This is a genomic window from Roseburia sp. MSJ-14, assembly GCF_018918225.1.
Taxonomy (GTDB): domain Bacteria; phylum Bacillota; class Clostridia; order Lachnospirales; family Lachnospiraceae; genus Petralouisia.
In genome coordinates, this window is the sequence record NZ_JAHLQD010000032.1 from 57,542 (window position 1) to 76,057 (window position 18,516).

Consider the following 18,516-nt stretch of genomic DNA (forward strand, 5'->3'; position numbering starts at 1 on the left):
ACCAACCATATGAACTTAATAACATATTTCTTTCTCCTTTCCTACTTATAACTTATGACATTATATTTTCTATATACTACGCCTTAACGGCAATGTCACCACAGCCTGAAAGCAAGCATCCGCTGCTTTCCATTCAAATATTCCCTCATTCTTTTCTACAGTTTCTGTTACATTTCTCAACCCGATTCCATGATTCTTTTTATCTTTTTTAGTGGTTTCGGGCAATTCTCCCTGTATTTCTCCCTCCCTTGAAATACTATTGGAAATCTCTATCTTAAATGCCTGTTGCCCAGAGCTTACTTTTATTTTCAGGTACTTTTTACCTTCTCCGTTTTTTTTCAATTCCTCTACACTATTTTTAATAAGATTGGAAAAAATTGTACATAACTCTACATCACTAATAGCAATTTCCTGGGTTAAACAACCGGTAACACTAACTTCTACATCTTCCTCTAACATTTGTACATAATAATTTAAAAAGGCATCTATAATGGTGTTTCCAATGCTGTAACACTTTTGCTGTATTTTCACAATGTCACCCTGTATTTCTTCTACATAATCTGCAACCGGCTTCATTTCTCCCTGCCTTGCTAATTCACCTAACGCAATTAAATGATTCAGTACATCATGGCGAAATCTCCGGGTATCCTCCTCCTTTGCCAACATTGCTTCATAATAATTTTTCTGGGTATCTTTTAATGTCTTTTCCATTTCCAGATAGCGTTTCATTCTTTTATTGGTATTATTTACATAAATAATAAATATTGCCAGGGCAATCATACTAAAAAGAAAAATATCTGTTAATATTTGCAATTTTGAAGTAAGTGCCGGATTATTAATTTCTCTACCTAAATAAGCTAAACCTGTTACAGTAGCCGGTAATGCTATCATCATAATTGCAATACAAATATACAATATTACTTTTGCCACTCTTTGAAATACTTTACTTTTTTCCAACAACCTTTTTTTCTGTATCCAGTAAATAAGAGATAATCCGCAAATAGAAATAAGACTAAAAATCATCCATCTTTGCTCTAGACGCAATTGTGCATAAGCTGCCTTACTTAATAATATTTCTACTAACATTCCTATGCCAGAATCTAAAGTGATTGCAATAATCCATGCTACTACTACATACAACACTTTCCTTATTATAGCTTCTTTCGCTGTGACTAATAATGTAACAACCACCATAGCATTAATAACAATAGATATTCTCCTCATATCATTTGTTTGCACCATTCCAGTAAACAATAAAATCGTCCATATAACTACTGATACTCCCGCCATCCATTTTCTACGGATTTCTGTTCCAAACAGAACATGTAATAATAACGTATATTTTACTATTTCCAACACAAGTTCACATATTAACGCCAGCTTCATTATAGGTCTCCTTATCTATAGTTTATATCATATACCGTGTATGCTTTTTCAAATTCTTTTTTCTTTCTAACAGAAACCCTTATTTTTGCTGCTCCAACCTGAATGATTCCATCTTTATATGTATGAATATCAATATATTTCATATTTACAATATACTGTTTGTTTACGCGAAAAAACAACCTGTCATCTAGTTCTTTTTCTAATTGTTTTAACGATGTTTCCTTACGGAATACCCCATCTCTTAAAACAAATTCTACAGAACTATCTACCGCCTCCATATACATAATATCTTTTTGGTAAAGCTTATATGGTACCCGCTCTCGATATACCTCAATTTTTTCCATTCCGACTCTTGTTTTCAGTACATCTTCCAGAGACTCTTTTACTTCACTTTTTTGAAATGGCTTGGTTATAAATCGAAAGGCATTTATCTTAAAAGCTTCTTTAAAACGATCCTGCCTACTGGTTGCCATAATAACCTTGCAATCTAAATTGCGTTTTTGTATTTGGCTTCCCACTTCGATTCCATCTAATCCCGGCATCTCAATATCCAGAAATAATACATCCAATTTTTCTACTTCTTCTAATAGCTCTTCTCCAGAGTGAAAGTTAATTATCTTGCCTCCTTCCTCTAATTCCTCCAAACTCTGCTTTACTAATGTTCCTAATACGCTTAATACAATTTTTTCATCATCACAAATCCCAATTTTTATCATATGCAATATTCTCTCCTATTTCTTTCCCTCGAAGCACATACAATTTTAAATATATATTATATTATAAAAATTGGCTTTTGTACATGATATTTTATGAAAATTTAAATAAAATTAAGTTTTTATTTAAAAAAGGCTTTATCACATAGATGTGATAAAGCCTTTCTATTTACCATTTATTATCTTACTGTTTAATATTAATTCGTACCAATGCCTTCTTCAAAGCAATTTCCGCACGGGCAACATCTATCTCTGCTGCATGATTGTGAAGTCGCTCTTCGGCGCGGGCACGAGCTGCCTCTGCACGAGCAACATCAATTTCTTCCGGCCACTCTGCAATCTCTGCCAAAAACGTTACCTTATCCGGTAAGATTTCTACAAATCCTGCATGTATTGCCGCTTCTTTTTGTCCTTCTGCTTCTGTAATCGTTACAATTCCAGGAGCTAAAACAGTTGTCAGCGGAATATGATGTTTGTAAACACCCATCTCACCATTTACGGATGTGAATTCTACCATAGAGGCTTCTCCTTCGTAAAAGTTACGATCCGGTGTTATGATTTCCAATCGGAAAAATTTGTTTTCCTCTGCCATTTGTCCACCCCCTATTTCATACGGGCACGGACTTCATCAATGGAACCTGCATTTAAGAAATAACTTTCCGGTACATCATCATGTTTTCCTTCCAGAATTTCTTTAAATCCGCGAATAGTTTCTGTAATTGGTACATACTTTCCATCCAATCCGGTAAACTGTGTTGCTACGAAGAATGGCTGAGACAAGAATCTCTGTACCTTTCTTGCACGGCTTACTACCAGCTTGTCATCCTCGGAAAGTTCATCCATACCAAGGATTGCAATGATATCCTGCAATTCCTTATAACGCTGTAAGATTTCCTGTACTCCACGAGCTACTTCAAAATGCTCCTGACCTACGATACGCGGGTCTAAGATACGAGAAGTAGAACCAAGTGGGTCTACTGCCGGATAAATACCAAGTTCTACGATAGAACGGTCCAATACGGTAGTTGCATCCAAATGGGCGAATGTGGTCGCCGGAGCCGGGTCTGTTAAGTCATCGGCTGGTACATATACTGCCTGTACGGAAGTAATAGAACCATTTTTTGTGGATGTAATACGTTCCTGCAATGCACCCATTTCTGTCTGAAGGGTTGGCTGATAACCTACAGCAGATGGCATACGTCCTAACAACGCAGACACCTCGGAACCTGCCTGTGTGAATCGGAAAATGTTATCAATAAATAACAATACGTCCTTTCCACCCTTATCACGGAAATATTCTGCCATGGTAAGTCCTGTTAAACCTACACGCATACGCGCTCCTGGTGGCTCGTTCATCTGTCCGAACACCATACAGGTCTTATCAATAACGCCAGACTCCTTCATTTCATAGTAAAGGTCATTTCCTTCACGGGTTCTTTCTCCTACACCGGTAAATACAGAATATCCACCGTGCTCTGTTGCAATATTATGAATCAATTCCTGAATTAATACGGTTTTACCTACACCGGCACCGCCGAATAAACCAATCTTTCCACCCTTTTGGTATGGGCACAAAAGGTCTACGACTTTAATACCGGTTTCTAACATTTCTGTAGAAGTTGCCTGATCTTCAAAAGCCGGAGCTTTTCTGTGAATTGGCATGTATTCTACATCAGTTGGTGCATCTATTTCATCAATGGGATCTCCTAAAACATTAAACATACGTCCCAATGTTTTCTCTCCTACCGGAACGGAAATCGGAGCTCCTGTTGCTTCTGCCTCCATTCCACGGACAAGTCCATCGGTAGGTCCCATGGCAATACATCTTACCGTATCATCACCCAAATGCTGTGAAACTTCCACTACCAATCTTTTTCCGTCTTTTAACGGAATATTGATAGCTTCGTTAATCTGTGGCAGCTTTCCGTCGGAGAATTTTACGTCAAGAACCGCTCCGACAATCTGAGTGATTTTACCTATATTCTTTTCTGCCATATTTTCACTCCTTATGTTTATCATTCTCAAAAGTGCGTACCTGCACTTCTTCTATACCGTCCTGCAACTATGAGAAACATGCTTTGCAAGTTTCTCAAGTTATCGCGGTACTCATAAAAGCATTTATGCTTTATGAGATAGCCTCCGCTCCCGCTATAATCTCTGTCAGTTCCTGTGTAATGGAACCCTGACGGGCACGGTTATATTTCAGTGTCAAATCACTAATCATTTCATCTGCATTGCTTGTTGCGGAATCCATTGCCTGCATTCTGGCACCATTTTCACTTGCAACAGCTTCTACCAAGGCTCCGTAGAGTAAGCTTGTCACATACTTTGGTATAATGAGATTTAATGCTTCTTCTTCGTTTGGCTCATAATTCATTAATAAATCATGATCCGTCTCAGCTTCTGAATCTGCATCATCAATCTCTACCGGAAGCAGTTTTATCAGCGTAGGTTCATGGCTTACTGTATTTTTAAAATGAGTGTATGCCAGATAAATCTCGCCAATTTCTCCTTCAGTAAATGCTTTTAATACTTCTTTACTGATAAGGGCTGCGTCTTCATATGTTGGACCTTCTATCACGTCAGAATAATCTTCTTTGATACTATATCCTTTTCGTACAAACGTCTCTTTTGCCTTACGCCCAATCATGTAAATCTCAACATCCTCTTTTTTCATATCGCTTTCTGTAATCAATTTTACGATATTAGAATTATATCCTCCGGCAAGTCCTCGATTGGATGCAATTGCAACGACTGCCTTCTTCTTGGAATCTCCTGCCTTCAAATATGGATGGTTGATATTTCCGGAATGCGCAAGCATGGAACTTACCGTTTGATACATATGGTTAAAATATGGATTCGACTGCTCTGCATGGTTTCTTGCTTTTTGCAGTTTTACAGTAGAAACAAGCTTCATGGCTTTTGTGATTTGCTGCGTACTTTGTATGCTGCCTTTTCTTCTTTTAATATCTCTCATGGAAGCCATAGTTTTTCACCACCTGTTCTACTTAAATTGTGCTTTGCACTCCTCAATTGCCTTAATCAGTTTTGTTTCCGTTTCTTCTTTAATCTCTTTATCTGTACGGATTGCTTCCGGAATTTCCGGATATTTGGTATCCACAAATTCAAACAATTCTGCTTCAAATCTTAAAATATCTTCTACTGCTACATCTAATAAGTATTTCTTAGTTGCTGCGTAAATAATCATAACCTGATATTCTACCGGCATTGGCTTATACTGTGGCTGTTTTAACATTTCTTTGATTCTTTCACCCTGTGCCAGCTTTTCTGCTGTATCTGCGTCTAATTCAGAACCAAACTGCGCAAATGCTGCCAACTCACGATACTGTGCCAATTCCACACGGATTGGTGCTGCAATTTTCTTCATTGCCTTAATCTGAGCAGAACCACCTACACGAGATACGGATAATCCCGCATTTACTGCCGGGCGGAAACCTGCATTAAACATTTCTGTTTCCAAATAAATCTGACCATCTGTAATAGAAATTACGTTGGTTGGAATATAGGCAGAAACGTCACCAGCCTGTGTTTCGATAATCGGAAGTGCAGTTAAGGAACCGCCGCCCAACTTATCAGACAATCTTGCTGCACGCTCTAACAATCTGGAGTGTAAATAGAATACATCTCCTGGATATGCCTCACGTCCTGGTGGACGACGAAGTAATAAGGAAAGTGTACGATAAGCCGTTGCATGCTTGCTTAAGTCATCATATACTATCAATACGTCTTCTCCGTTTTCCATCCATTCTTCACCGATTGCGCATCCTGCATATGGTGCAATATACTGCAATGGTGCAAGTTCACTTGCGGTAGATGTTACTACAGTAGTATAATCCATTGCGCCAAACTCTTCTAATGTTTTTACAATGGTTGCCACGGTAGATGCTTTCTGTCCGATTGCAACGTAAATACATTTTACGTTCTGTCCTTTTTGGTTAATAATGGTATCTATTGCAATTGCAGTCTTACCGGTCTGACGGTCACCGATAATTAACTCACGCTGTCCACGTCCGATTGGTACCATGGAGTCAATTGCCTTAATACCTGTCTGCAATGGTGTATCTACGGATTTTCTTGAGATAACACCGGATGCTACTCTTTCTATCTGACGAAACTTACTGGTTTCGATTGGTCCTTTTCCATCAATAGGCTGGCCCAATGCGTTTACAACACGTCCCAACATAGCATCGCCAACTGGAACTTCTACAACTCTTCCGGTAGTCTTAACGGTATCCCCTTCGTTGATACTTTTCTGGTCACCTAACAATACGGCACCAACGTTATCTTCTTCCAGGTTCAACACCATTCCATAGACCTCTCCGGGAAACTCCAATAATTCGCCCTGCATTGCATTTTCAAGCCCGTGAATACGCGCAATACCGTCTGCTACCTGGATAACTGTACCTACGTCAGACACTTCCAGCTCTGCGGCATACCGTTTCACCTGCTCTTTTATGACTGAACTTATTTCCTCTGGTCTTAAATTCATGGAGCGCATTCACCTACTTTCAACTGTATTTTTGATAATTCTCTGGTAAGCTGTGAAAGCTTTTGCTTTACACTGCTATCTACCACACGGTCACCGATACGGATTACCATGCCGCCTATCAGGCTTTCATCCACTTCATAATGCATTTCAAATGCTTCATAATGTGTGGTTTTTAATAACTTTTCTTCTACTTTTTCTTTTTGAACTGCATTAAGCTCCATTGGAGTTTTTACATAGGCAGTTCCAATATTCTTGTATTCTTTTATCCGGTCAATAAAATAAATAAATACGGATTCCATATCTTTATAATGACCCTTTGAAACAAGCATACACATAATTCCGGTCAATTCGTCCCGTACTTGACCTTTAAAGATATTTTCCAGGATCTGAATCTTTTCTTCCTTTACGATTTTTGGGTGATTCATCAGTTTGGAAAGCTCGTTGTTTTCCTGAAGAATGCTAAGAATACCTCTTGCTTCTTCTAACATCTCATCCACCTGACCAGATTCCACAGCAAGCTCTACTAATGCATCCCCATATGTCTTGGATACTAGCTTTGCCATGTATTCTCACCTATTTCCTTTAATGTTTCTTCTACCAGGGCATCCTGCACAGATGTATCAATAGACGCTGACACAACCTTTCCTGCCATCATGGATGCAATGGAAATCATTTCCTGCTTTGCCTCATCCATAACACGCTTCTTTTCCAATAATGCTTCCTCATTGGCACGTTTTATGATACGGGCTGCCTCTTCTTTTGCTTCGTCTATGATTCTTGCTTCGTTTTTCAAAGCTTTCTGACGAGCCTCACTTAAAATCTCCTCGGCCTCTTTTTCCACACCTTTAAGCTTTGCATCATATTTATCTTTTAAAACAGATGCATCTTCTTTATCTTTCTTTGCCGCATAAATGTCACTTTTAATACGTTCCTGTCGATCCTTAAGCATCTTTCGCGCCGGATTAAATAACAGATATGACATTGCAGTAAATAAAAATAATACCGCAAGTGCTAAAAGTATCGTGTCATGTAAAAGCTGAGGATCTAAGCCAAATATTCTTGGTTCCAAGGCTTGTCCTCCTTTCCCTTACTTATACTAATGGTTTTACGAACAGTAACAGGATTGCAACTAACAAACCATACAAACCTGTGGTTTCTGCTACCGCCTGTCCTAAAAGCATGGTAGATGTAATATCGGATTTTGCTCCCGGGTTACGTCCTACTGCTGCTGCTGCATGTCCTGCTGCAATACCCTGTCCAATACCAGGTCCAATACCTGCAATAACTGCTAATCCTGCACCAATTGCTGAGCATGCTAAAATCAAATCTGTTCCACTAATGTTCATAAAAATTTCCTCCTTAGATTCTTAATCTTGTTTTTCTTTTCTTAATTTTGTTTTGATACTTCACTCTTACTCTTCTTTGTCTCCAATTGCATTCGTGATATATGTCATCGTCAGCATGCAGAATACATACGTCTGGATACATCCCGAGAAAATATCAAAATATGCGTGCAACGCACCCGGCCAGAAATATGCAAACTTGGATAACAAAGCATAAATCAACGCCATAATAATGGTTCCGGATAAAATGTTTGCGAACAAACGAAGTGATAAAGAAATTGGTACTGCAATCTCTCCTATCAAGTTAATCGGAAGCCATAACGGCAGCCACGGGGGCAATGGAGAACACATATCCACCCATATTTCCTTTAGACTGTTGTGCTTAAACTGACAAAAATGAATAATACAAAAACTCATCAATGCCAATGGCAGTGTCACTCCGTAATCTGCTGTGGGCGGTCTTAGACCGAATAAACCTGATATATTACTCAGTAAAATAAATAAAAATACTGTACCGATATAATTGGCAAATCGTTCTCCCTTTTTTCCCATTACACCATGAACCATCTTGTCTAACATTTCTACAATCAGTTCTACTACATTTTGAAATCCAGTAGGAACCTGACTGGCATGTTTCATTGCCCTGTTGGCTACAATAGCAAATCCCAGCAAAATCAACATGACAATCAATACACATACATGGGTCGTGGTAATCCAGAACGTATGTCCAAACAGCTCATAGGAAAATAATCCGTGAACTTCAATGTCAACCTCTGTACTCGTTGCCAGCAAAATCGAACTACGCACTCTCTCACCTCCTTAAAAATTTATGTTTTGTAATAAATTTATGTGTAAAGGGATTGAGATAAGCTGCTACCTTTAGTCCCATTACGCCCAAAAACATGGTAATCAAATTACCTAAGTGAAACACTCCTACTACTGCAAAAGCTGCCACTACCAAAATATAACGTATTGCAGAAAAAACAGCACTCTTTCTGGATGCTCGTTTTTCTGCCATTAACTCCACAGTATCCAAAATAACTACTGCCATATTAACCGCCATTCCCGCAGCAACTGCAATTCCAATCCATAACCCTGTGGTATAACGCAACTGGTCTTCTACAAACCACACTCCCGTAAACTGTATTACCAATCCGTACAGCACCAATTCTATAATCAGCTCGGGTAATACCGGATTAATTCTTTTTAACACGCCTTTGCTCCTTTTCACTCTTTTGCTGATAAATTTTCTTTGCCATAACATATATATTCCGGAATCCCGCTAATGCTCCTACAAAGAAAAACGGTATCACTAACCATTCCATTTGGAATCGTTTTCCTATATATACTCCGGCAAAGCAACATAATAAAATAGGCACCAACATACTGATTCCAAACTGCGTAATAAGAACCAACGATTGATATACGCTTTTTTTGTACCTCACATGTGCTACCTCCTATTACTTTCATCCTATATATTATATCTATTTTTCGACAAAATGTCTATCATTTCTACTCCTATTGAAAAAAATGCCAAAAAAGAGCAACCTTTTTCCTTCTTTTGGTTACTCTTTCCACTTTCTACTACAATTATACTGTTATTTTAATTTCTCTTCCATTTCTTTGATAGCGATAAAAATCTACCCCTGCTGCACGAAACATTCTTTTGGATGCAATCACAGATGGCGTATCGCCATACTTATCGTCATCATATATTACTGTTTTTATCCCGGCCTGAATAATCGCCTTTGCACATTCGTTACACGGAAACAAGGACACATACATCTTGGCGCCTTCTAAACTACCTCCACGATAATTTAATATGGCATTCAGTTCGCTATGGGTCGTATAAAAATACTTATTATCTAAAGGTTCGCCTTCTCGTGCCCAAGGGAATTCATCATCGGAACATCCCATAGGAAATCCGTTATACCCCATAGATAAAATCTTGTTGTCGGAACTTACAATGCATGCTCCTACTTGGGTATTGGGGTCCTTAGAACGCATCCCGGACAAAATGGCAACACCCATAAAATACTCATCCCAGGAAATATAATCCTTTCGTTTATCGCTCATAGCTGTCCTCCTGTCTCTATTTTGTGCCGAAAATACGGTCTCCCGCATCTCCTAATCCCGGAACAATATATCCGTGTTCATTCAATTTTTCATCTAATGCACCAATATAGATATCTACATCCGGATGTTCCTTTTTCATACACTCTACCCCCTCCGGTGCTGCAATAATACACAGAAAACGAATATTTTTTACGCCTCTGTCTTTCAACATCTGAATGGCTGCTGCTGAGGAACCACCTGTGGCTAACATGGGGTCTACTACAAACACTTCACGTTCTGAACAGTCTTCCGGCAACTTGCAATAATATTCTACCGGTTCTAGTGTTTCCGGGTCACGATACAATCCAATATGTCCAACCTTGGCTGCCGGTATCATGGCAAGCATTCCGTCTACCATACCAAGTCCTGCTCGTAATATCGGCACAACTGCCAGTTTCTTTCCTTTTAATTCTTTTACAGTGGTGGTGCAAATCGGTGTTTCAATCTCAATATCTGTCAATTCCAAATCTCTGGTTGCTTCATAACACATAAGCATTGCTATTTCGCTAACCATATTTCTAAAATCCTTGGAGCCTGTGGATTTTTTTCGAAGCCAACCGATTTTATGCTGGATTAACGGATGACTCATTACTGTTACTTTCCCCATTCACATCGCCTCCTTCTATTTCATTATTATCTTCATTTTCTTCTTCATTGGCTTCATTTACTAAATTTACCAATTTCTTTATCGTCTTATTCAACGTTTCATAACAAAGTCCATATGCCTGCAATGTTCCGCCATATGGATTAATAATTTCCAGTTCGTCTCCTGTCAGCTCATTCAATACTGCAAGATCCATTCCCTCCGGAATTTCATAATTTTCTATAATCTTTTGCCTTTGTTCCTCTCCCATGGCTATGATGAGATGTTCCGGTGTTAAATCTTCCTGCTCTAATTGACATGACATTTGATTTTCTACATTGATTCCATTACTAATCAAAACTGCCTCCGCCTTTTGATTTAATGGTTCTGGAAAAAGTACCACCAGACCACGACTTTCAATTTCCAACGGATATTTTATCATATATTCTTTCATGATTGCTTCTGCCATAGGTGCTCGTGCAGTTCCGCTGTCACATACAAAAATTACTTTCTTGTATTTCTTCATTCTGCTTCCTTCCATTCTACACTTCAATTACCTGATGTCCTGCCGCTTTTAACATACGATTCATAATAGCCTGCCCAATTCTCGGTGTGGAAAAACTTTCTGAATAAATAACGTCCACATCTAAATCATCAAATTCTCGCAAAATTCCATATAAATGACGGGCTATAGTATCTTCCTCACTTCTGGTTCCAATACTTTTTACAATTCCAGCCTGATATCGTCCGCATGTTTCGTCCGTTCCGATAACCCCCGTTTTCTTTCCGGACTCTTGCGCCATGTTAACCAGTTCATTGATTTTTTGTATTACCTTCTCTTGTGCCCCATTTACCAGTATCAAATCTGCCTTTGGAGCATAATGCTTGTACTTCATTCCCGGTGCCTTTGGATGTGCTGTAGGATCATCCATAGAAAGTCCCGGGTCCATCTTCACTTCTCCAATTACTTTTTGAATCATTTCCGGTGTAATATATCCCGGTCGTAAAATCATTGGTATTTCTGTTGAAAAATCCACAATGGTAGACTCTATCCCAATGCCAACTGCCCCTCCATCCAAAATCATAGGAATCTTTCCATCCATATCCAACGCTACATGTTCTGCCTTTGTGGGACTTGGCTTTCCTGATGTGTTGGCACTTGGTGCTGCGATATATCCGCCCCCGGCATCAATCAACGCCAGTGCAATGGGATGATTTGGCATACGAACAGCAACGGTTTCCAGTCCTCCGGTTGTTTCTAAAGGAACCTGTTCGCTCTTTGGAAAAATCATAGTCAATGGTCCCGGCCAGAATTCTTTTGCCATTTTCTTTGCCTTTTCCGGTATTTCCGACGTAATCTTCTCCAGAGCCTTCATATTAGAAATATGCACAATCAGCGGATTATCTGATGGGCGGCCCTTTGCTGCATAAATTTTCTTGGAGGCTTCCGGATTCAGCGCATCTGCTCCAAGTCCGTATACTGTCTCCGTTGGAAATGCTACCAAGCCACCTTGTTTTAAAATATCCCCTGCTGCTTCTATTTTCTTTTTATCTTCTTCTGTTAACTGTTCTGTTATTTTTTCTATTACCGTCTTCATAATTTCACTATCCCATTTTTACATATTATGTTTCTAAGTATAACACGTTCTTAGATTTTCGCAACTATTTCATTGTTTTTCCTGCTCTGGATGTAGGTATTGTACAATGCCGCTATGTACAGCTTCTGCCACCTTTTCCTGATATTCCTTGGTTGCCAAAAGTGCTGCTTCCTGAGAATTACTCAAAAATCCGCACTCCACAATAACAGTGGGACTGGAAGTCTTTTTTAATAGATAATAACTTTCATTTGCTTTTGCCTGTCGGTGATTGGAGGGATCTAATTGTTCTATCAAAACACTTTGTAAGGTTTCTGCCAACTGTTTTCCCTCTGCTGATTCTCCATAGTAAAAGACCTGCGCCCCCTTTACATATTCTTCCGGATAACTGTTTTGATGTATACTCACGGTAAACACCGGCTTTGCTTCTTCAATAATCTCACACCGTTTTCGCATATCTTCTACCTTTTTATTATTGGAACTTTCACTATACAATCCATTTTCATCCGTTCGAGTCATAACTACTTCTATCCCGTCTTTTTCTAACAGCTTTTTTAGTTTTTTGGCTATTTTCAGATTAATATCTTTTTCTTTTTCCTTATTAATACCTATCTTTCCCGGGTCCATCCCTCCATGCCCTGCATCCACCACAATACAGATTTTCCCCTCTTCTGCTTTTTTGCTTTCTACAATGTAAGCTCCTCCTTCTTTTGCCAAAAAATAGGCTCCCACCAGTACGATGACAGCCATAATAAGTTCCATTTTTTTCTTCATATTCTCACCTAAGTATCTTCTTAATTAAAGATATGAAGCTTTGGAAAAAATATTCAATTTTGCAGTGCTTCTTCTACTGCCTTTTTTATCACTTTGCTAGAATTGGTAGCTCCTGTTATCTCATCCACATCTGTCCGTTGTTCTTTTAGGATTTCATCTACTACTTTTTCTGCTGGTTTTCCTCTTTCATTTTTATGTTGTACCAATTCGATATGGGTGATTTTTTCATTCTCTACAGTAACTTCTACTTCTGCACAAATATACCCCACATCATATTTTCCTCTATAAGTTCCGTTTGCAACTCCGGAAGCATCCATTCCCTCAATCTGAATGTTTTCTACCTTATTCTGATAGCTGTTGAAATCCACAATACTTACCACTACATGGCTAATCACCATTACCAGCATTGCCAACGACAATATCCGATGCCAACGAAGTTTTTGTTCTCTTTTTTTCATAATATGACAAAACACTATAATTGCTATAATAAGAATCGTGGCTATCACTCCTGTAATTCGCACCCACTTATCGCGATTTCCCAATACCGGAATCACACATATCACATGAGCAAAACAGCTTACTACCAATACTCCACATATCCATTTATGCCCTCTCATCAATATTCTATCTATTTTTTTCCATTGTAATTTCCGTGTCACTAATTTTAGTAACAATAAGATGACACATAAAAAACTTATATACCCTAAAACAATACCCATCTTTTATCCAAATCTCCTTTGTAGCTTTTTCTTCAATTTTTCCGGTATTTCTTTGCTTTTTCCGGTATTGGCACAGACGAAAGTTCCTCCACATTTCATACCTGCTGTCTTAAAAAACTCCTTTACCACCCGTTTTGCCCCTCGGCTTTGTCCTGCTATCCATGAAAAGGGTGATGGGGTGTTACAGGCAGTAAGGAAAAAATATTTTTTCCCCGGAAGTCTGCCTTTGGGAAAAGTAGCGGTTTCCTCCATTGCCACTCCCAGTAGTCTGTCAAACATATTTTTTACAACCGCCGGCACATTTGCCCAATAAACAGGTGCCGCTAACACTACTGCATCACTTTTGCGTAAGGAATTTGCTATTTTTTGAATATCGTCTTTTTTTACACATTCTTGTGTGCCAAGGCATACGCGACACCCTTGACAAAATCCGATTTCTTTTTCATAAAGATTTATCTCTTCTACTTCCCAGCCCGCTCCTTGTGCTGCTTTTGTGGCACATTGTAGCATCTGACTTACCACTCCATTTTTATGGGGACTACCCAAAATTGCAACCATCTTTTTCTTATTCATCCTGTTTCTCCTTGGCAATTGTGTGGTACAATGTATCAAATCCATTTTGCAAAAATTCCTGTTTTGTCTGATTCATTGCCTTTTTGATATATTCTTCTTTATTGACAGCTAACTGTATTAAACCGGATAACATTCCCCAAAACGCAAATACGGTTGATATACTATTAATTTCCTGACGAAATTCCCCCGCTGCAATTCCCTCTTCCACAAACTTTTTTAACACCAGATTCAGTTCTTCACCAATTCGAAATGTTTCCTCTTCTTCCGGCAAGCACTCCTCTTGCTCAAAGTTCACATTAATTCCTTTCAATACAATCTGAAAATAAAATGGATATTTTTCCTGATATCGCACAAGTCCCTGGCAAATTAGTAAGTATCGTTCTCGCATGCTCTTCTCTTCCTGAATTGCTCCCACTATGTAGTCATACAGCTTTTTCATACTCTCTAATACTAATAGTCCTACAATCTCTTCCTTATTTTGAAAATATACATACAATGTTGCTTTACTATATCCTGCCTTTTGGGCTATTTCATCCATGGATGTTGCTTCAATTCCTTTTTTGGTAAACAGTTCCTCTGCTGCCGTTGCTATATTTTGTCTATGTACCGCCCTTGGCTCTTTTTTTCGTCTTGCCACGTTGTTTCCTCCTCTTTAATTAAACTCACGGTTTAATTATATATTTTATTTTCGTTTTGTCAACATTTTTATAGCATAAGAAAAACGCCCATTTTCTAATTTAATAGAAAATAGACGCTTTTCACTATAAGTTTACTACTCTAATTTACATATTTTATTATGGTATCCCAGGCTGTTGCCCGTTCAAATCCCAACTTCCAGTAAGCTGCTCCCGCAAGAGAATTGTCTTTCATAACTTTTAATTTTTCTTCTAAAGACGCTTCATTTTCAATCCATATTTTATAGGTTTTTCCACTATTTTCATACTCTACATAATACTGTCCTGTGGTATCATCCCATGTTGGCTGTGCTCCATTTACTGTGTAACGATTTTCTACGGTTTGCATTCCTTCTTCGCTACAGGTAAACGTATATGGCAGGTAGTCTTCCGATGCAGACTCCACATCTTCTCCTGCGCCATCTTTCGGTGTCAGTTCCCATACTCTTGTGTAAAATGGCATACCAAGAATTGTCTGATTTGCCGGAACTTCTGCCAGTGTGTCTTCTACTCCTTTTTTTACAAATCCAATAGACGCTACAGACCCTACATCTTCCGATGCTCTGGTATGTTCATCATATGCCATAATTACTATATAGTCTGCAAACAATGCCTGCTCACTTCGATTATAAAAAGCAGTATAAGAAGATGGCACATAGTTGTCAACCGACAATACAATATTATTGTTTTCGCACTTAATTGACAATTCTCTGATAAACTGGATGTAAGCGTCACCCACTTCACCCGCTAAAGCTTCAAAGTCTAAGTTAATTCCGTCTAAGTTATATTCTATTGCCGATGCAATAATCTGATTTACTAATTTATCTCTCACCGATGTGTGGGTTAATACATAAGTAGTATCCACTTCTGAATTCTCCAAGTTACTAATTAACGCCCACACTTCCACGCCCTGCTGATGACAGTAATTTACATAATCATGATTTGCCAGGGAATAGATATTTCCGTCATTATCATTTAAATAGAACCATGTGGGAGACAATACATTTATCCCTTTGGTAGATTGCAATACATTGGCAACTTTCTTATTTCCATCTTGATTGGTTACCTGATGCCATCCCATACTGATGGTCTTATCTTTTAACAAATGATTAAATACCGGTTGCTCACCTTTGGCTTTCACAGTGGTTTTCTGTTCGCTACCCAGTTTATTATTTCTTATATAACCAATCATACCATCCTGTGTGCAAACTTTATCCCAGTCGTTACCGCTCTCAAGAATTGTTACTATAGCTCCCTTTTCCACGTCTACAACAATTGGACTCTTAATACCGCCCTTCTGGCGAATTTCCGTACTGCGTTTTACTTCTGCCGTTTTTATGGTACCACCTTTACTTTCAATTGCAACACGGTTCGGTTTTTCATATACTTTATAGCTGATTGCCGGATATTCTGTATACTTTTGTACAAAATCCAACGCAATATACATCTTATCAGCATCCACTTTTACAATGGTATAGTCTGTATTCTCACTGGATTTTGTAACCATATAACTCTGTTCTCCGGCATTTACGGATATTACATCTGTCGGCGTTACATAGCGTAAAATATTTTCATTGGCATCCCAGTAAAAACGTTCATTCAAATAATCGTGTACCGTCTGATACTCCAAATACACATGTCCTTCCCAGTTCTTTGCTACACCCTCCAGTCGCTGATTGTCTACCACAATCGCCATATCCTCTTCGTTTTGTACATTGTAATAACTATTTAAGTTCACTCGCTCCTTGCTCGGACTGTACTTTTTCACTAACAAGCTTATTCCCGCAATTAGAATCACTACTACAATAAAAACAGCTGCAATAATCACAGAATGATTATTTTTCTGTTGCCTTTTATTGTTTATAGGTCTTCTAGTTGCACCTTTTTTTACATTAGCCTTTGGCGTTGATCTGTCTATTTCTGCCATAATATCCTCCTATGTACTCCCTTGTTCATAATAAGTCTTTCCTATAATACATGATAAAGCCCCTCATGCATGAGCACAAGGGGCTTTGTTTCCTATATTTCACTCAATATCTGCAATGCATTTTCTTTCAATATAATATCATAATGCTCTTCAAAATATGCTTTGATTGCATTGGAATATTTTTCCTGATGTGCGTACTCCGACAAAATATTGCATACTTTGTTAAATTCTTCCGGACTATGTTGGCTCTTACTAACCACCAGATAATACTTGCGGTTTAATCGATTTTTATACAATACGTTGCAGCCGTTATAAAATCCCTTCAGCACATGTGCAAGACGATTTACTTCATCAAATCCTTCAAATACAAACAGCTTGGTAATGTCTACTACCACGGTTTCCTCTGCCGGCTGTTCTTCTGGCTTTTCTCCATTGATTGCCTTTCCTAACGGAACAAATTGATTTGCCTTTCTTAAATCTTCCGCTTTCTTATGTTCTGCCTGAATCTTGCGGAACAAGTCTAAGATATCATCTGCTCCGGCAGCCTCGTAAATCTTCTCGCCTTCTTCATTATCAAATGCTTCTTGCGTCTCTTCCACGGTATCCCCCGGTGCAAACTGGGAAAATCTTGTGTCCAGTTCATCCGGATATTCAACCTTTGTAATAATCAAAATTATGGTGTCTGCCGACAACGGAATCGCTTCAATCATCAGCGGTATATCTTCTGCTTCAAATCCACATTCATATGCTGCCTGCTGCATCATATCCCGAAAAAGTGCCTTTGCCTTCTCCGTTCCATATGCCAATTCACTTAGCTTAATCTGACGGTCTGCCAAGTCTTCCTTGGTAAGGGTGCATCGAATCTGATTCTCACTTACTTTTTCAATTTTCATATAATCACTTCCTTCTTTCATGTTACACATCAGGAATTAATATACTTTTGAGTAAACAAAGTATATTACATATTATAACCTTTCGTCAAGCTGAACTCCCCTATATTTTATTAAAAAACTATTAAATTTCTAAAAATTCTACAAAAAGCATTGTTTTTTTCGACAGTTTTGTGTATAACATAGCAAGAGATGTTTTTCTGGCTCAGACAGAAAGGAATCACGATAACACACAACCTCATAAATAGGTCTTTTTATTCTTTCTCATCCCCACGGATGAGTCTATGATTTACGCGGGTAGCGATAAGAATGATATGCTTGCATGGACATTCCAGAAACACCGCGATAACGAGAAAACTCGCAAAGCGTGTTATGTCTCGTTTTTCCAGAAAATCATATTTTCCCTATTTTATATTATATATATGATTACTAAAATTATTTTATGCAGTCTGTGTCAGATATTTTCAATTTCATCTCTATTTTGTTTTTCTATCCGATATTCTTTTGCAACATTGGACTATGTTGCCTTTACTTCCAAACTATTTATAAGTAAATTTTCACTCTTTTCATATCGGAAAATTGTTCCTTTAACTTATAACATAAAAATTATTGCGTGCTGGCAAAACGGGAATCATTTGGGAACAGTAGAAAAACAATCTTTTTCGCAAGGTAATCTGGATACCTTACGACAGCTAATATATCACACATATTTTA

Annotated in this window: 22 protein-coding genes; all 22 read right to left on the reverse strand. The window is 38.4% G+C overall.

Going from position 1 to position 18,516, the window contains the following annotated elements:
• Nucleotides 1–69 precede the first annotated feature (69 nt).
• Nucleotides 70–1,386 carry a sensor histidine kinase gene (locus KQI83_RS11520; protein WP_216558076.1) on the reverse strand — a complete coding sequence of 439 codons (1,317 nt, stop codon included), beginning with the start codon at nt 1,384–1,386 and terminating at the stop codon, nt 70–72.
• Between the two features lie 11 nt (nt 1,387–1,397).
• Nucleotides 1,398–2,102, reverse strand: coding sequence for a LytR/AlgR family response regulator transcription factor (locus tag KQI83_RS11525; protein WP_216558079.1), 705 nt, complete (start codon nt 2,100–2,102; stop codon nt 1,398–1,400).
• 181 nt (nt 2,103–2,283) lie between these two features.
• The gene (gene atpC / locus KQI83_RS11530; protein WP_216558081.1) at nt 2,284–2,691 is read right to left on the reverse strand and encodes an ATP synthase F1 subunit epsilon; all 408 of its coding nucleotides are present in this window, start codon (nt 2,689–2,691) and stop codon (nt 2,284–2,286) included.
• A gap of 11 nt (nt 2,692–2,702) precedes the next feature.
• A complete protein-coding gene (gene atpD / locus KQI83_RS11535) occupies nt 2,703–4,094 on the reverse strand; it encodes a F0F1 ATP synthase subunit beta (RefSeq protein WP_216558083.1) in 1,392 nt (463 codons plus the stop codon).
• A gap of 130 nt (nt 4,095–4,224) precedes the next feature.
• A complete protein-coding gene (atpG, locus tag KQI83_RS11540) occupies nt 4,225–5,085 on the reverse strand; it encodes an ATP synthase F1 subunit gamma (protein ID WP_216558085.1) in 861 nt (286 codons plus the stop codon).
• A gap of 18 nt (nt 5,086–5,103) precedes the next feature.
• Entirely contained in the window at nt 5,104–6,609 is a 1,506-nt protein-coding gene (gene atpA / locus KQI83_RS11545) for a F0F1 ATP synthase subunit alpha (protein ID WP_216558087.1), read from the reverse strand.
• Nucleotides 6,606–7,172, reverse strand: coding sequence for an ATP synthase F1 subunit delta (gene atpH, locus KQI83_RS11550; RefSeq protein ID WP_216558090.1), 567 nt, complete (start codon nt 7,170–7,172; stop codon nt 6,606–6,608). Before atpH ends, atpA begins: the two co-directional genes overlap by 4 nt.
• Entirely contained in the window at nt 7,160–7,678 is a 519-nt protein-coding gene (gene atpF / locus KQI83_RS11555; RefSeq protein WP_216558093.1) for a F0F1 ATP synthase subunit B, read from the reverse strand. The genes atpH and atpF overlap by 13 nt, the downstream gene beginning before the upstream one ends.
• A 22-nt stretch (nt 7,679–7,700) precedes the next feature.
• On the reverse strand, nt 7,701–7,955 hold the full coding sequence (atpE, locus tag KQI83_RS11560) for an ATP synthase F0 subunit C (RefSeq protein ID WP_216558096.1): 255 nt from the start codon (nt 7,953–7,955) through the stop codon (nt 7,701–7,703).
• 66 nt (nt 7,956–8,021) lie between these two features.
• Nucleotides 8,022–8,759, reverse strand: coding sequence for a F0F1 ATP synthase subunit A (gene atpB, locus KQI83_RS11565; RefSeq protein WP_216558099.1), 738 nt, complete (start codon nt 8,757–8,759; stop codon nt 8,022–8,024).
• A gap of 4 nt (nt 8,760–8,763) precedes the next feature.
• Nucleotides 8,764–9,165, reverse strand: a complete 402-nt coding sequence (locus KQI83_RS11570) for a hypothetical protein (protein ID WP_216558102.1) — start codon at nt 9,163–9,165, stop codon at nt 8,764–8,766.
• Nucleotides 9,149–9,397, reverse strand: a complete 249-nt coding sequence (locus tag KQI83_RS11575) for an AtpZ/AtpI family protein (protein WP_216558105.1) — start codon at nt 9,395–9,397, stop codon at nt 9,149–9,151. The genes KQI83_RS11570 and KQI83_RS11575 overlap by 17 nt, the downstream gene beginning before the upstream one ends.
• Before the next feature lie 145 nt (nt 9,398–9,542).
• The gene (locus KQI83_RS11580) at nt 9,543–10,028 is read right to left on the reverse strand and encodes a deoxycytidylate deaminase (RefSeq protein ID WP_216558109.1); all 486 of its coding nucleotides are present in this window, start codon (nt 10,026–10,028) and stop codon (nt 9,543–9,545) included.
• Between the two features lie 16 nt (nt 10,029–10,044).
• Complete coding sequence (gene upp, locus KQI83_RS11585) at nt 10,045–10,674, reverse strand: uracil phosphoribosyltransferase (RefSeq protein ID WP_216558112.1); 630 nt, start codon at nt 10,672–10,674, stop codon at nt 10,045–10,047.
• A complete protein-coding gene (locus KQI83_RS11590; RefSeq protein WP_253295600.1) occupies nt 10,631–11,176 on the reverse strand; it encodes an arsenate reductase/protein-tyrosine-phosphatase family protein in 546 nt (181 codons plus the stop codon). Before KQI83_RS11590 ends, upp begins: the two co-directional genes overlap by 44 nt.
• 16 nt (nt 11,177–11,192) lie before the next feature.
• On the reverse strand, nt 11,193–12,248 hold the full coding sequence (locus KQI83_RS11595; protein WP_216558115.1) for an L-threonylcarbamoyladenylate synthase: 1,056 nt from the start codon (nt 12,246–12,248) through the stop codon (nt 11,193–11,195).
• Between the two features lie 69 nt (nt 12,249–12,317).
• Nucleotides 12,318–13,019, reverse strand: coding sequence for an N-acetylmuramoyl-L-alanine amidase (locus tag KQI83_RS11600; protein ID WP_216558118.1), 702 nt, complete (start codon nt 13,017–13,019; stop codon nt 12,318–12,320).
• A 53-nt stretch (nt 13,020–13,072) separates the two neighbouring features.
• Nucleotides 13,073–13,738, reverse strand: a complete 666-nt coding sequence (locus KQI83_RS11605; RefSeq protein ID WP_216558121.1) for an FMN-binding protein — start codon at nt 13,736–13,738, stop codon at nt 13,073–13,075.
• A 3-nt stretch (nt 13,739–13,741) separates the two neighbouring features.
• A complete protein-coding gene (locus KQI83_RS11610; protein WP_216558124.1) occupies nt 13,742–14,311 on the reverse strand; it encodes a flavodoxin family protein in 570 nt (189 codons plus the stop codon).
• Entirely contained in the window at nt 14,304–14,948 is a 645-nt protein-coding gene (locus tag KQI83_RS11615; RefSeq protein WP_216558127.1) for a TetR/AcrR family transcriptional regulator, read from the reverse strand. The genes KQI83_RS11610 and KQI83_RS11615 overlap by 8 nt, the downstream gene beginning before the upstream one ends.
• A gap of 140 nt (nt 14,949–15,088) precedes the next feature.
• Nucleotides 15,089–16,912, reverse strand: coding sequence for a glycosyl hydrolase family 18 protein (locus KQI83_RS11620; protein WP_216558130.1), 1,824 nt, complete (start codon nt 16,910–16,912; stop codon nt 15,089–15,091).
• Nucleotides 16,913–17,004: 92 nt separating this feature from the next.
• Nucleotides 17,005–17,805 (reverse strand): adaptor protein MecA, encoded by an 801-nt coding sequence (locus tag KQI83_RS11625; protein WP_216558133.1) that lies wholly within the window; start codon nt 17,803–17,805, stop codon nt 17,005–17,007.
• Between the last annotated feature and the right edge of the window lie 711 nt (nt 17,806–18,516).